The 15,173-nt window shown below is 66.5% G+C and carries 8 protein-coding genes; 1 reads left to right on the forward strand and 7 read right to left on the reverse strand.

What is annotated here, in order from left to right; translation table 11 throughout:
- Positions 1 to 146: 146 nt before the first annotated feature.
- Positions 147 to 1,829 carry a Na/Pi cotransporter family protein gene (locus Q0030_RS24575; RefSeq protein ID WP_298372659.1) on the forward strand — a complete coding sequence of 561 codons (1,683 nt, stop codon included), beginning with the start codon at positions 147 to 149 and terminating at the stop codon, positions 1,827 to 1,829.
- A gap of 18 nt (positions 1,830 to 1,847) precedes the next feature.
- Here Q0030_RS24575 and Q0030_RS24580 read toward each other — a convergent pair whose 3' ends face one another.
- The 7 genes from Q0030_RS24580 to Q0030_RS24610 form a co-directional block, all read right to left on the reverse strand.
- Entirely contained in the window at positions 1,848 to 3,590 is a 1,743-nt protein-coding gene (locus Q0030_RS24580; RefSeq protein ID WP_298372662.1) for a M23 family metallopeptidase, read from the reverse strand.
- Positions 3,591 to 3,855: 265 nt separating this feature from the next.
- Positions 3,856 to 4,194 (reverse strand): lipid-A-disaccharide synthase N-terminal domain-containing protein, encoded by a 339-nt coding sequence (locus Q0030_RS24585; protein ID WP_298372665.1) that lies wholly within the window; start codon positions 4,192 to 4,194, stop codon positions 3,856 to 3,858.
- Positions 4,194 to 4,973: a glycosyltransferase family 2 protein gene (locus tag Q0030_RS24590; protein WP_298372957.1), complete on the reverse strand. Its 780-nt coding sequence runs from the start codon at positions 4,971 to 4,973 to the stop codon at positions 4,194 to 4,196. The genes Q0030_RS24585 and Q0030_RS24590 overlap by 1 nt, the downstream gene beginning before the upstream one ends.
- Before the next feature lie 40 nt (positions 4,974 to 5,013).
- Positions 5,014 to 5,859, reverse strand: coding sequence for a phosphatase PAP2 family protein (locus Q0030_RS24595; protein WP_298372667.1), 846 nt, complete (start codon positions 5,857 to 5,859; stop codon positions 5,014 to 5,016).
- Between the two features lies 1 nt (position 5,860).
- Positions 5,861 to 7,606 carry a glycosyltransferase family 39 protein gene (locus Q0030_RS24600; RefSeq protein ID WP_298372670.1) on the reverse strand — a complete coding sequence of 582 codons (1,746 nt, stop codon included), beginning with the start codon at positions 7,604 to 7,606 and terminating at the stop codon, positions 5,861 to 5,863.
- A gap of 61 nt (positions 7,607 to 7,667) precedes the next feature.
- Positions 7,668 to 9,776, reverse strand: a complete 2,109-nt coding sequence (pbpC, locus tag Q0030_RS24605; RefSeq protein ID WP_298372672.1) for a penicillin-binding protein 1C — start codon at positions 9,774 to 9,776, stop codon at positions 7,668 to 7,670.
- An 80-nt stretch (positions 9,777 to 9,856) separates the two neighbouring features.
- Positions 9,857 to 15,064, reverse strand: coding sequence for an alpha-2-macroglobulin (locus Q0030_RS24610; RefSeq protein ID WP_298372674.1), 5,208 nt, complete (start codon positions 15,062 to 15,064; stop codon positions 9,857 to 9,859).
- Positions 15,065 to 15,173: the final 109 nt, after the last annotated feature.

Raw genomic sequence — 15,173 nt, forward strand, 5'->3', positions numbered from 1 at the left:
GACCCCAGCGCCCCAATTGGCGGCCGCTCTCATGACGGGCTCTTTCCACCAGCCGGTTCCAAACGTGAACAAAAAGGGGTTGATCCCAGGTCATTTGGCGATAGCGTGACCCCTTCGACTCGAATTTGCCGGGATATCCAGGAAGTATGGGAAGTCTTGTTCTGCTTGATCTGATGGGGGGCGTTGCGCTCCTGCTGTGGGGCCTGCACATGGTCCACAGTGGGATTCTGCGGGCCTTCGGGCCCGATTTGCGGCTGTTGCTGGCCCGGGCGCTGAACAACCGCTTCACCGCCCTTGGCGCCGGCCTCGGCCTGACTGCCCTGCTGCAGAGCTCGACCGCGACCGCCCTGATCACCAGTTCCTTCGCTGCCGAGGAGATCGTCAGCCTGGTGCCGGCGCTTGCGATCATGCTCGGCGCCAATATCGGCACCACGCTGATCGTGCAGGTGCTGTCGTTCAACGTCGCAGCCGTGGCGCCGGTGCTGTTCATCGCCGGCCTCGTCGCATTCCGCAGCGGGCCGCGCTCCCGGATCAAGGATCTCGGCCGCGTCTCGATCGGCCTCGGCCTGATGCTGCTCGCGCTGCATATCCTTCTCGATACGATGGCGCCGGCGGAGAATGCCCCGGGCGTGCGCGTGTTCCTGAACGCGATCACCGGCGATCCCGTGCTCTGCATCCTGATCGGCGCAGTCGTGACCTGGCTGGTCCATTCCAGCGTCGCCAGCGTGCTGCTGGTGATGTCGCTGGCCTATTCGCAATTCATCTCGCCCTATGCCGCATTCGCGCTCGTGCTCGGCGCCAATCTCGGCAGCGCCATCAATCCGCTGATGGAGGGTGCGCGGCGCGACAATCCGGCGAGCTACCGGCTGCCGGTCGGCAACCTCATCAACCGTGTCGTCGGCATCCTGCTGGTGGTGCCGTTCCTGCGCCCGATCACCGAGCAAATCTACGCCTGGCAGCCGGATCTCGCCAAGGCGACCGCGCTGTTCCACGTTGCCTTCAACGTTGCGACCGCGCTGCTGTTCATCGGCGTGCTCGACCACCTGGCGCGTCTGCTCGAGCGCCTGTTGCCCAAGCGGGCGCAGGAAACCGATCCGTCGCGGCCACGCTATCTCGACGAGAGCGCGCTGGAGACGCCTTCGCTCGCACTGGCCGATGCCGCGCGCGAGGTGCTGCATATGGGCGACCACACCGAGGCGATGTTGCGCAAGGTGATGGCGGCGATGCTGACCAACGATCGCGCGCTGGTCGACCAGGTGTCGAAGATGGACAACACCGTCGACCGGCTGAACGAGGCGATCAAGCTTTACGTGACGAAGCTCACTCGGGGCAGCCTGGACGAGCGCGAAGGTCAGCGCGCCATGGAGATCGTCGCATTCGCGATCAATCTCGAGCATATCGGCGACATTATCGACAAGAATCTGAGCGAGCTCGCGACCAAGAAGATCAAGCATCGCCTGCAATTCTCGGCCGAAGGCGCCGAGGAGCTGTCGGCATTCCACAAGCGCGCGATCGACTCGCTGCGGCTCGCGTTCGGCGTGTTCATGTCGGGCGACGCCGCTGAGGCGCGCAAATTGCTCACCGAGAAGGCGGCGCTGCGCGCGGCCGAACTGGCCGCCGTCGAGCGCCATCTGGAGCGCCTGCGCGAAGGCCGGCCCGAGACCATCGAGACCACCTCGCTACATCTCGACGTGCTGCGTGACCTTCGCCGCATCCATTCGCACATCTGCTCGGTCGCCTATCCCGTGCTCGACGCCGCCGGCGAGACCGCCGCCGATCGCGAGAATGCGGTCGATGCGGCCGAACTTCCGGCGCCCGGGCGGCCATGATCAAACTTGCTTTCAAGGCTACGTCGGCGGCCGGCGTTCGGAGCCAGGCTGCGGATGCGGAAACGCCGAGGCAGCGGCGAGCTGGTTGATGCTGTCCCGCTGGCGGTCGAAAGCCCCAAGGAGATCGCCTTGCAGCAGCCGGCCGCCTGACAATTTCATCCGCAGCGGATCGACGTTACGGCCGTTGATCCGCACCTCATAGTACAGATGCGGCCCCGTCGAGAGCCCCGTCGATCCGACATAGGCAATCGTCTCGCCCTGACGAACGCGATCTCCGATCTTCAGCCCGGGCGGGAAGCTTGCGACGTGGGCGTAGGTGGTCTCATAGCCGCGATCGTGCAGCACGCGGATATATTTCCCGTAGCCGTGCTCGTAGCCTTCGGTCTCGACGACGCCGGCGCCCGCAGCCGCAATCGGCGAACCATAGGGCGCCGCAAAATCGACGCCCTCATGGAAGCGGCGGTCGCCGAGGATCGGATGAATGCGCCAGCCAAAGCCGTCGCCGAGGCGCCCGCTGACCACCGGTTTGCGCAACAGGAATTTGGTGATGGACTGACCATCCTCATCGTAGAAATCGGAGCTGCCGTCGTCCGGGGCCGTGAAGCGATAGTAGCGGCGCGCCTGCCCGCCGGCCGTCAAGTCGATGAAGACCAGCTCGGGCTGGCCAATGTCGTTGGGGGCATAGATGATGTTGGCGACGTCGGCGGCGCCGAGAGGCTCGTCGAGATCGAAATCGCGGCCGCAAAGCCGCATGAGTTCTGCAACGATCCCCTCGTCGACGTGATTGGAGCGTGCAAGCGCGTTGAGGCCGTCACGTAGCGTCTCGCCGGGGACCGAGTGGGTGTCGATCGACTGGAGCAACAATTTCCCGTTCGACGTGGCGACATCCGGCTGTTCTGGCACGATCGCCTGGTACTGGCCGCTGTCGGTGCGACCGACGGCGGACACTCCGGAGTCTGGCCGTTCGATCGACACTTTCGCGACATGGCCGCGCGGCGACCCGGTGTCTCCGCCCTGTTCGATGATCGTGATCTTCTCGCCACCGGACAGCGTCTCTTGACCGCCAGGCGAAGGGAAAGCGGCAAGGATCGCCGGAGCGTCCTCCGCTGCCGCGGCCAACGCTCGTAGAATGGCGGACAGCGTGTCACCGCTCCTCGCGATAATGACATGCCGATGGTGAGGAGACGAGGAAGGTGACTTCGGAAGGTTGGTTACGTTGACAGCTTCCCCGATCGGGGAATGCGGCTGCGGCCGATCTTCACTGTCAGCATAGGAACTGGCGCGGCCCGGCAACCCGCGGCGTGATGGACCTGTCCGGATGATGGCTGGCAACTCTGAGAGTAGTTGCGGGTTGGCTCGCTGCTCGTCCTTGCCGTCTGCCGGTGCTTCGCAACGATGGTCCTGTTGTGGTTCGGGATCGATCTCCGCGAGCCGCGCCGACACGCGGGTAAATCGACGGACCGAGCCCGCATCGCTCAGCTGCTCGATCTTGAGCGCCGAGGGACTGCCTTGCGAGCCTGGTCTCCGATCCAGACGATCGCCGCGCCGCGCCTCGTCGACCACCTGCCCCGTGAAGCGCGGAAGAGAAACGACCGGCGATGCTGCGAATCGCGTGCGATAGCCAAATGCACCGCGCAGCGCGCCACCAAGGAGCGCGACGGCCGCGGCCCCGATCAGAATCGTCCCCGCCATCCAGCGGATACTGACTGCACGCCGGTCCGGCAGGCCGCGCTCGCCGGTCAGCGGCGGCAAGTCGAGCATCGGGACATCACGGACGCTCGATGGATAACTACGCGCTCTGGTCGGTTCGCCACGGCTCGTCATCAACGCCCCGCATCCCTTGGCGCATGGTCTCGGGATGCAGCCACGCCCACAACGAAGCGTAGATGCCATACGCCTTGAGGCGAATGTTTGACCGTCGTTTAGTTTCGATCACAATCGATGCCGAGCGGCGCCCGATGCTGCAATCCGCCGAGACTGCCGAGGAGGCCCAGCATACCGCTCGTCGCACTGACGACCACGCGGATCAGCTGTCGAGCGTCTTCGACGCCTTGCCGCGGTTCTTCACGATCAGCATGATGTTACGGATGTAGATCAGCGTCGCGAGGCCCTGCCCGATGATGATGACAGGCTCGCGCTTGGCGAGCCCGTAGATCAGCGTCATCAGACCGCCGCCCATCGAGAAGAACCAGAACGCCATCGGCACCACGCTCTGGCCGGCGCGCTCGCTGGAAATCCACTGCACCAGGAAGCGCGCGGTGAAGAACAATTGCGCGATCAGGCCGAACGCCAGCCAGAAGTCGAACTTGGCGATGAACACGTCGTAGAAATAGGCGCTCAGCGCCTGGCCGAACTGAATCAGCATCACTTCACCTCGGTCACTTCAGTGACGACCGGCGTCGGCTTCTTTCGGCGGATCAGCCACCACACGCCACCGAGATCCATGATCCCGATCCAGAGCCGGTCGAAGAATCCATAGTTCGACACGCCGGAATGCCGCGGGCGGTCGACGACATCGACATAGGCGATCGCCAGCCCCTCGCGACGGACCAGCGCCGGAAGGAAGCGATGCAGCCCGTCGAAATAGGGCATCGCCAGAAACACCTCGCGCGGAAACGCCTTCAGGCCACACCCGGTGTCGCGCGTGCCGTCGCGCAGGATGATGCCGCGGACGGCGTTGGCGATCCGCGATTGCAGCTTCTTGAAGCCGGTGTCCTTGCGTCCGACGCGCTGGCCCGCGGCGAGGCCGACCCGGCCATTGCCGCTCTCGATCGCCGCGATCAGGTTGGGCAGGAAGGCGGGATCGTTCTGGCCGTCCCCGTCAAGCGTTGCCACGATCGCCCCGCGCGCGGCACGCACGCCGCTCCGCACAGCGGCCGACTGGCCCGACGAGACGGTGTGGCGGAGTTGCCGGAGATTGGGCCGCTGCGCCATGATCGCGCTCAACCGTTCGCCGGTTGTGTCAGTCGAGCCGTCATTTACGTAGACGATCTCGTAAGCCCAGCGTCCGTCGAGCGCCGCCGCGATCTCTGCGATCAGCGGCGCGATATTGTCGGCCTCGTTGCGCACAGGCACGACGATGGAAACGGCGACCGGCGTCTGGTCGGAAGCAGGCAAATCGGCACTCTTGGTTGGTGTTAGCAGGGGCTGGAACCCGCCCGATCCGGCCATCGGGCGACCGCTTTTATGGGGCGAAGGCGTTCCTCGCAACCCTTTTGAGGCGCCCTTCCGACGGTCCTGACAGCGCCAACACGGTGCCATCGCGATCAATGGCGAAACCAAGGCGGCGGGCGGCGAACCAGTAGCGCACCGCCATTGCGCCGATCACGCCGACCAGCGCGCCGGCCACCACGTCGCTCGGATGATGGGCCAGCAGCACAAGCCGCGTCGCGATGATGATCAGCGCATAGACCAGCATCACGCCCCGTGCACGTGGCCATACCGCCGACACGGCGAAGGCCAGCGCAAATGCCGTGATCGAATGTCCCGACGGAAAGCTCGAATAGGCCTCGGTGCCGGCGAAATGCTGGAAGTTGAAAGCATTGGCCTTGCCGCCGACGAACGGTCGCCCGCGGCCGACGATCCACTTGATCAGTTCGCCCACCGCCACCGACAGCATGACCGACAGGAACAGGTATTGCAGCCTCGTTCCGAGGCCGAGCAAGGTCGCGCGCGGCACACCGCGCAGCGCAGGCGCAGCCACCGCGACCGCAATCAGCAGCACGCCAAGCGTGCTCAGCACATACTCGTCCTTGCCGAAATCGGTGAGTATCTTCACCCACCAGAGACCCGGCGTGCCGCGTGGCGGCATCAGGCTGATCTCGGCGACATCGACCGCATACATCAGCGTGATGATCACGGCACCAGTGACGACGACGAGCAAGAGCGCGTGGCGCGCGGAGCGTCGCGCCGCCTCGGACCGGCGCGAATGCGACGGTGCACGTACGAGCTGGGCAAAGGACAGCCAGGCCAGCGTCAGCAATCGTCCGAAATAGCTGGCGGACTCCGCGGTGGCCGGCGGCGCCGGCATGTCACTCCGTCCCTTCGGAACGGAAGATCGCAATCGAAACCGCCTTGCCCTGCGAGATGTTGTAGCCGTCGATCCGCACCGGCGCGTTGTAGCGCAGGCCGATCGCCTCGGCGCGTTGCACGAAGGCGCGCTCGGAGCGCTGTTCGACCAGCGCGAAGCGGCAGGAGCCCTGCCCCAGGAAATCCGCGGCGCCCGATCCGTCGGTGAGCAGCGTCGATGTATCGGTCATGAACACGAGGCTCGGCTCGTGGAAGCCGGCAGCCGCCGCCTTCGGGCCGACGCAGGTCACGTTGCGCAGTGCGCGCGCGACCTCCTGGCTCGGAAACACGGTGGTAAGCCGCGGCAGCACCACGCCATAGGTGGCACCTGCCATCAGCGCCGCGGCGATCACCGCATTGAGCAGCGAGCGCTCGGCGCGGCTATCCTCGAACATCCACCACGCGATCAGGCCGAACACCATCGCCACGGCGAACAGCGGCCAGGCCGGAAACACCGGCTGATGGATTGCCTTGATGGCGCCGACGATCACGAGCACCGCGCCGAACGCGGGGATGGCGAACCACCAGGCGGCGCCGCGCAACAGCCATGGGGAACGCGACAGCACACGCCGCTCCAGCGCGCCGACGGTCAGGATCGCGATCGCCGGATAGAGCGGCAGCACGTAATGCGGCAGCTTGGTCAGCACCGCCTCGAACACGATCCAGGACGGGATCAACCAAGCCAGCAGGAACTGCGCGCCCGGCTCGCGCCGTGCGCGCCATACCGCTGGCGCCGCCAAGCCGGCCAAGGGCGCGCCGGGCCAGAACGTGATCCAGAAGAGCAGCAGATAGAGCCCGGGCGGCGCGCCGTGGGATTCCTGTGCGCCGAGCTTGCTCAGCATGTCACCGCCGACGGAGTCGGCAAAGAAGGTTTCGCCGGCGCGCAGGAAGATCAACACGAACCACGGCAGCACCAGCACCAGAGTCCACATCAGGCCCCAGACCGGGCGCATGCGCCAGAACCAGGCCGCCGATCGATCGAGGATCGCAAGCCCGGCCATGGCAAGGCCGACGAACATCAGGATCAACGGGCCCTTGAGCAGGATGCCGACCGCCAGCGCCGTCCAGAAGATCGCAGGCGGAGTCCATGATGGATGCGCCGGGTCCTCACCGCGTTGCCAGGACAGATACACCCGCGCCATCGCGCCCATCGCCGCGGCGACCGTCAGCAGCAGCATGGCGTCGGTCTTGGCGAGCCGTGCTTCGACGCCAAGCAGCACACAGCTTGCCATCATCAAGGCAGCCAGCACCGCCCCCTGTCGCGTCACGAAGGCAAGCGCCGTCCAATAGGTCAGCAAAACGGCGCCGATGGCGCCGATCAGGGACGGCAGGCGGTAGACCCAGATGCGGACCTGGGCGCGCGGCACACCGAACGCTGAGATGGTCTTCAGCGCCGCCGCCTGCATCCAATAGATACCGACCGGCTTCTTGTAGCGGACGTCGTCCTGGAAGCGGATGTCGACGAAGTCGCCGCTCTCGACCATCTGCTTGGTCGCCTGGGCAAAGCGCACCTCATCGCGGTCGATCGGGGGGATAGTGAAGAAGCCCGGCAGGAACAGCACCAGGCAAGTCAGCGTCAGGAACAGGATCGAACGCCATTGGCTGGACGTCGCGAACTCGAACGCCATGAACAGCCTGCGGCTCGAATGCGCAGGTTTTACAGACTGTTGCCCTGCTCCGAAGCGCCGGGGTTGGAGGCTATCCACCATGGGTTTCGCATACGATGAAACCGCAGCGCAAACAACCGTGCTGTTCCGCTTTCCCGCGCGATCATTGCACGCGGATCACAACGGTATCCGCTGCCCCCGTGGCGTCGATGACGGTGAGCCGCGCGAAGCCCGGCCCGGGCGGGTCGATCAGGCGCTGCCGCCGGCTGTCGATGTCCCCGGCTGACACACCGTTCACGAGTACCGTCAGCGGCAGCACCCCGCCGGCGACCTTGACCGGCATCGCTGCATGACCGCCCTCGGATTGATCGACGTCGATGCGTGAGCCGTTCAGCGGAAACTGGATGTGCGGCGCCTGATCGTAGCCGCTGCGGACCAGTTCGCCGAGCGGCCGGAACCGGCGCAGCGGCGGCGGCAGTTTTGCGTTGGAGGCGACCAGCACGCCCCGCGGCGGCTTCGGCAACGCCGCCGGGATCTTGCCGGTGCGCGCAAAGGCGTCGAACAGGATCGGTGCCGCCGCCGTGCGTCCAACCAGGCCCGGCACCGGTGCGCCATCCGGGCGGCCGACCCAGACCCCGATGGTGATGCGGCCGTCGAAGCCGACCGACCAAGCATCGCGATAGCCGTAGCTGGTGCCGGTCTTGAACGCGATCCGGTTGTGCACGCCGTTCTCCGGCGGCGGCGTGCCGAGCAGGGCGTTGCCGACCTGCCAGGCCGCGGCCTGATCCATCAGCCGCATCGTGTCGCGGCTGTCATTGGCTTGCATGATCTCGCGCAGCGGCTTTGTCGCACCGAGCCGCGCCAGACCCGAATAGAGCTGGGCGAGATCCTGCAGCGTGACGCCGACGCCGCCGAGGCCCATCGCAAGGCCCGGTGCCTCGTCCTTCGGCAGCACGAGGTTGGTGCCGGCCTGTTTCAGCCGCGACGACAGCCGGCTCGCGCCGACCCGGTCGAGCAGCGCGATCGCCGGCACGTTCAGCGACAATTGCAGCGCCTTGCGGATCGGCACCGTGCCCTGGAACGTCATGTCGAAATTTTCCGGCGCGTAGGAGCCGAACCGGATCGGCCGATCCTCGATCAGGCTGTCGGGATGAACAAAACCATCCTCGAAGGCGAGGCCATAGATGAACGGCTTCAGCGTCGAGCCCGGCGAGCGCACCGCGCGCGTCATGTCGACCTGCCCGGCGCGCCGCTCGTCGAAATAATCCGCCGAGCCGACGCGCGCGAGCACGTCGCCCGTCTCGTTGTCGACCACGACGATCGCGACCGAGACGTCAGGCCCCTGCGCGATGGCGCGATCGCGCGCCAGCGCCTCCAGGTTCCGTTGCAGCGTGGCATCCAGCGTCAGCTTGATGACCGGCGCATCCTTCATCGTCGCGATCGCCTGATCGGACGAATGCGGCGCCAGGATCGGGATCTGCTTGCGCAGCTTCGGCACGGGCGTTGCCCGGGCCTGCGCGGCGTCGTCCTTCGACACCGCGCCGTCCTCGACCATGCGGTCGAGCACACGGTCGCGCGCGGCGTGCGCAGCTTCCGGATAACGATCGAGCCGCCGCCGCTCCGGCGACTGCGGCAACGCCACCAGCAATGCGGCTTCGGCGAGCGAGAGCCGCTTCGGCTCCTTGCCGAAATAGGCAATCGAGGCGGCGCGCACGCCCTCAAGATTGCCGCCGAACGGCGCCAGCGCGAGGTAGAGATCGAGAATCTGGTCTTTCGAAAGCTGCCGCTCCAGTTCAACCGCGCGCACCATCTGCCGCAGCTTGGCGTAGACCGAGCGCTGCTGCCGCGGCTCGATCAGCCGCGCCAGCTGCATCGTGATCGTCGAACCGCCCGAGACGATATGGCCGCTTGTGAGGAGCTGGAAGCCGGCACGCGACAGCGCTAGCGGATCGACGCCGTGATGGGCGTAGAAGCGCTTGTCCTCGTAGGCGAACAACAGCTTCAGATAGCCGGGATCGACCGACGTCTTCGCATCGACCGGTAGCCGCCAGCGTCCATCCGCCATCGCATAGGCCCGCAACAGTTTTCCGTTTCGGTCGATCACCGTGGTGGAGACCTGCCGTGCCCCATCGAGTGGCAGAGGCCCGAGCGACACGACCCAGGCGGCGAACACACCGATGATCGCGACGAGTACGACGGCCATCGCGGCAACGATGCGAAGGGCCAGCTGCTTGCCACGCCCGTCATGGCCGGGCTTGTCCCGGCCATCCACGTCTTTCTTCGCGGCAGCCGCAGACGTGGATGCCCGGGACAAGCCCGGGCATGACGACTGTTGCTGGTTCCCCCGCTCACTCATTTCGCCGGCTTCACCTCGACCGCACCGGTGCCGCTGCGACCGTAGCGCGAGGGGTTGTACATGTCCTCGACATAGGCCTGCGGCAACACGTATTTGCCCGGCGACACCGCGCGCACGACATAGGCGACGGTGAACACCGATTTGTCGTTGGCACCCCGGTCGATCGCCGCGGTGAAGCGGTCATCGCGGAACTCGGTGTTCTTCGGCTCGACGCCATCCTCGATCCACTCGAGCGTGCCGGAATCGCCCGACGACACTAGGTTCGGGTTGTCGATCTCAAGCCCGGCCGGCAGATAGTCGGCGACCATGATGTGACCGAATTCCGGCTTGGATTCCGTCACCTTCAGGACAACCGCGAAGCGGTCGTTCTGTTTCGCCTTGGTGACGTCGGCCGGCTTGCCGTCGAGCGTGAAATAGCTGCGCTCGATCTTGAAGCCGTTGGAGGCCGCGGGCTCCGGCGTCACCGGCGAGCCCGACACCGAGACCACCGCCTGCACCGGCGCATCGCCGGTGTTGGTGATCTTGAGCGGCTGGCCAGTCATCTCCTCGGCCTTGTAGCTGCGATAGACCGCGGTCTTGACCGGCTGGCCGTTGATGTCGAGCGCCAGCGTCTCCCTGGCGAGCGCGCGGGCCGCCAGCACCATCCAGGCGTTCTCCTGCGTCGAGGTGTAGGGTGACAGCCCCCGCGCCGCCTCGACCCGCAACACGGCCTGCGTCAGCGTGGTGCGCGGCGCATTGCCCTCGCCTGCGAGCGAAACCAGCGCCGCTGCATCACGCAGCGCCGAGCCGTAATCGACCCGGCCGAACTCGAGCACCGGTTTGGGGTTCAGCGCGTCGAGCGCGGCACCATAGACCCGCTCGGCCCTCGCCTTGTCGCCGACCAGCGCCAGCGCCGCGGCAAGCTGCGCCTTGGAGATCGGCGTCGCCAGGTTGTTCAGCTTGGTATCGGCGAGATAGCGCAGATCGCCGATCGGCGCGGCGCCGTTGCGCGCAAGCACGTAGAGGCCGTAGGCCAGATCGCGGCCGCCATCCTTCTCCGGCTCGTTGGCATTGACCACCGAGTTCCTGACGCGGTCGAGAGCGTTCTTGAACAGCACGTCCGGCACCGCAAAGCCCTTTTCGCGGGCGCGGGTCAGGAAGTCCGTGACGTAGGCGTCGAGCCAGGCGTCGTCGCCGCCGGCCGACCACAGGCCGAACGAGCCGTTCGAGCCTTGCCGTGCCAGCAGACGCTCGATCGCGTCGCGGATGCGCTGGTCGACCGCGGTGTCCATCGCAAGATGGGCGCCGGCGGCGAGATCGTTGACATAGAGCAGCGGCAGCGCGCGGCTCGTGATCTGCTCCGAGCAGCCATAGGGGTAGCGGTCCAGCGCCTTCAGGATGCTGGCGGCATCGAGCGCGGTCGACAGGCTCGCCGAGATCGAGACGCTGCCGGTGCCCGGCACCAGATCGGAGAACATGTCCGAGGTCAGCGTCAAGCTCTCGCCCTTCGCCAGCGTACGGATCGAGCGGCGCGCGAGCACCTGCGTCGCCGGCTTGACGTCGAGCGCATAGTGCCGCGCCAGCGTCATCCCGTTCGGCCCTGAAATGTCGACGTCGAAATCGGCGCGCCCCGCGCCGCCGGCCTCGAGGCCGAGTGACAGCGAGGTGCGCTGCTTGGCGGCGAGCTTCACGGTCGTGGTCGGATTGCCGGAGGCCTTGATCGGCCCACTCGCCTTGACGCGGACGGCATAATCGCCGGCGGCGCCTTCGACGTTGTCGATATCCATGCTGATGGTGCCCTTGTCACCGGTCAGCAGGAAGCGCGGCAACGTCGCGGTCACCACCACAGGATCGCGCACGATCACGTCGATGTTGGCGCGGCCGAGCTTGGTGGCGCTCCACGCCACCGCCATCACCCGCGCCGTGCCGGCGAACTCGGGGATGTCGAAGCTCACCTCGGCGGTGCCGTCAGGACCGACCGTGACGATACCGGAATAGAGCGCCAGCGGCTTCTGCGTCGGCGGTGAGCCCTGCAGCTCGGCACCGGCGGCGTCACCACCGCTGCGGATCTGGCCGCGCGTGCCCTGCATCCCGTCGATCAGTTGGCCGTAGAGATCACGGATCTCGGCGGTCAGGCGGCGCTGACCGAGATAATAGTCATCTGGCGCCGGCGGCTTGTAGTTGGTCAAATTGAGAATGCCGACATCGACCGCGGCCAGCACCACCTTGGCGTCCTCACCGGGATTGAGCCCGCCGAGCTTGACCGGGATCTTCAGCGTCGTGCCCGGCCGCACCAATGCGAGCGGCGAAAGCTCGACGGCAAGCGTGCGTGCCTTCTTGTCGATGCCGAACCATTTCAGCCCGATCGCGCGGCCCGGCATGCGCCCGGCGGCGGCATCGAGCGGACGGCGCAGCGTCGTCATGACATACGCACCGGTGCCCCAGTCCTTGCCGACCGGAAGCTTGACCTGCTGGGTGCCCTCCTTGACGTCGAAGCTTTGGGTCGTCAGCAGGCGGTCGCCCAGCACGTAGACCGTGAGCTTGCCGGCCGTGCGCGCGTTGACCGACACCGTCATGGTGTCGCCGGACTGGTATTCCGGCTTGTCGATCGAGGTTTCGAGCAGATCGGGCGTGTCTGCGCTGCCGTCGGAATACCAGCCGACATCGAACTGCACCGAGGTCACCGGACCGTCGGCGTCGGTCGATTTCACATCGAGCCGGTAGCGGCCGGGCTGCGGCTGGAAGGTCAGGCGCATCGGCTTGTCGGCCGCGAGGTTGACGTCGCCATCAGCGACGCGGCGGGTCGACTTGACCGGCTCATACTGCCAGGACGAGTTCTGGCGATACCATTGATAGCGCGACTCCAGCTTCAACAGCTCGTAGCGCAGCCCGTTGCGCGACAGCTGCTTGCCGTCGGGCGCGACGAACACAACGTCGAACTCGGCCTTGTCGCCCTCGGCCACGCTCTTGTCGCCGAAGAGCGGCTTGACGCCGATCAGCGAGGCCGCTGGGGCCACCGGCAGCACGATCTTGCGCTCGACCGAACGGCCGCCGGTCTCCGCCATGCGGATGAAGATCTGGGCTTCCTGCGGCCGGGTCGAAGCCGGGACCTTGTTGAGCTTGACCGGGAAGCTGGCCGCGCCATTGGCATCGGCCTCCGGCAGGTCCTCGATCGGGGTCCGCTCGTTGCTCGCGGTCTGCTCGTCGTCGACGCCGAACTGGTAGCCGGCGTAGCCGGGCCGGCCGGCTGCGCTAGGTGCGACCAGCATGTCGCCTTCGAGCTGCAGGCCCGAGGCCGGCGCGCCATAGAGGAAATGGCCGGAGACCTGAAGTTCCACTGGAACTTCAGCTTTGATCACTTTCTCCTTGCTGGTCAGGTCGAATTCGATCCGTTCCGGGATGTAATCCTCGACCATGAAGGTGGTCTCGCCGACCGACGAGCCCTTGGGGTCGGTAAAGACGCGCGCCCGCCAGGTCCCCGTCGGCACCGCGGAGTTCAGCGCCACCGCCAGCATTCGGCCGCCGGCACCCTGGTCGGGCAGCACGGTGCGGCGGAATTCGACGCCGTCGGGTCGCTCGATCACCATGGTCAGCGGCGTCCCGGTCAGGGCGTTGCCCTGTCCGTCGCGCAGCAGCGCGGTCAAATAGACGGTCTCGTTGGAGCGGTAGACGCCGCGCTCGGCGTAGACGAAGGCGTCCGCGCCGGCCGGGGTCGCCCGCCCTGCGACGCCGCGGTCGGTGAGGTCGAAAGCGTTGGTCTTCAGGCTCAGGAAGGCGTAGTCGGCCTTCTCGCCCGTCACCGTCAGCAGCGCGGGCGACAATCCGCCCTCGCCGCGCGCCAGCCCCTGCTCGAACAGCACATGGCCTGCCGCATCGGTCTTGCGGGTGGCCAGGATCTCGTTGTTGCGGGCGACCAGCTTCACTTCGGCATTGGCGACCGCTTCGGTCGAGGCCAGCGAGTTGACGAAGACGTGGATACCGTCGTTGCCGGAGAACGCCGACAGGCCCATGTCGGAGACGATGAACCATTGCGTCGCCAGCGTGCCATCGTCGTCGCTGCCCGGCCCCTTGGCCGCAGCGGTCATGACGTAGACACCCGGCTGCAGGTCGCCGAGCGCCTGGTCGACCGGAAATGCGGTCACGACGTCCTGGTTCAGCGTGGTGGCGGTGGCGAGCTCGCCGGACCACACCTTGACGCCGCGCTGGTCGCCGAGATCGGAGAGCTGATAGCGGCTCAGCGTGCTCTGGAAGTCGCTGTCGATCACGGTGTTGATGAGGTTGCGGTCGCCGATCCGGAACACGTTGACCGTGACCGCCGGCGTGTTGACGCTGACCACCGGGATACCGCGCTGGCCGGTCCGCGGCAGCACATAGGCGCGCCCGGTGAACCGCACCAACGGCTTGCGGTCGCGGACATAGATGTTGAACTCGGCTGATTTCGGCAGGGTCTCCTTGACGGTCGATGGCAGGCCGGCGCGCAGATTGATGTTGTAGCGCTCGCCGTGCTTCAACCCGTCGACGCAGAGCTGCTGGCCTTCCGCCGACAAAGCCGGCTTGTCGGTGCCGGCCAGCGCGAGATACGGCGCGAAGTCGACGCGCTTGGCGAGTTCCTCGGAGAACTGGAAGCAGGCCCGCGGCGAGGCTGCATCGGAATCGACGGTATAATCGAGCAGCCGGAAGCCGTGCTCGTCGCGCATCTTCTCATACTGGCCCCGCACATCGGCCACCTCGCGCAGGTCGAGCGACAGCCGCAGCGCGTCGAGCGCCGGACGCCACAGCTTGCGCTCCGCGAGCGCCTTGCCGAGCACGGCCAGCGAATCGGCCTCCTCGCCCGCATTGCCGGCTCGCTGATAGGCGATGTAGGCGGCGGTGGAGGCGCGCTCCATCAGGAAGGTCTGTTCGCTGGAGCTGGCCGACCGGATCTGGAAGACGGTTTTGGCAAGCCGCAGCCAGTTGGCGCCGTCCTCGGGCGCGGTTGCCGCGATCTGGCCGAGGATCGTGAGCCCGCCCCGGAAATCATTGCGCTTGAAGGCTGCGTCCGCGTCGGTGCGCAAGGTCGCGGCCGACTTGTTGACGGCGCCCGCCTCGCTCTTGATCTGGGCCTCCAGCTTGATCGCGGAATCGGCGAGATCGTCGCGCTTGAAGGCCTTGTCGGCGGCCTGGGCGCTCACCAGGCCGAGCGCCAGCGTGGCGCAAACTGCGACCGCACGAACCAATCCGATCATGATGGAGCTCCTGAACGCCCCGCGGTCGACCGCCGCGTTGGGGTTAAAAAATGCGCGAAAAGGTGACCGAGTGAAGGCGCTGACATGAATGGACGAAAACGTCGCAGAT

The organism is uncultured Bradyrhizobium sp. (assembly GCF_947648125.1).
Lineage (GTDB): Bacteria > Pseudomonadota > Alphaproteobacteria > Rhizobiales > Xanthobacteraceae > Bradyrhizobium.

What these genes read in the sequence shown, in the direction of transcription:
- Q0030_RS24575 (WP_298372659.1), top strand. Translation starts at nt 147, where the DNA reads ATGGGAAGTCTTGTTCTGCTTGATCTGATGGGGGGCGTTGCGCTCCTG.
- Q0030_RS24580 (WP_298372662.1), bottom strand. Translation starts at nt 3,590, where the DNA reads ATGCTCGACTTGCCGCCGCTGACCGGCGAGCGCGGCCTGCCGGACCGG.
- Q0030_RS24585 (WP_298372665.1), bottom strand. Translation starts at nt 4,194, where the DNA reads ATGCTGATTCAGTTCGGCCAGGCGCTGAGCGCCTATTTCTACGACGTG.
- Q0030_RS24595 (WP_298372667.1), bottom strand. Translation starts at nt 5,859, where the DNA reads ATGCCGGCGCCGCCGGCCACCGCGGAGTCCGCCAGCTATTTCGGACGA.
- Q0030_RS24600 (WP_298372670.1), bottom strand. Translation starts at nt 7,606, where the DNA reads ATGGTGGATAGCCTCCAACCCCGGCGCTTCGGAGCAGGGCAACAGTCT.
- Q0030_RS24610 (WP_298372674.1), bottom strand. Translation starts at nt 15,064, where the DNA reads ATGATCGGATTGGTTCGTGCGGTCGCAGTTTGCGCCACGCTGGCGCTC.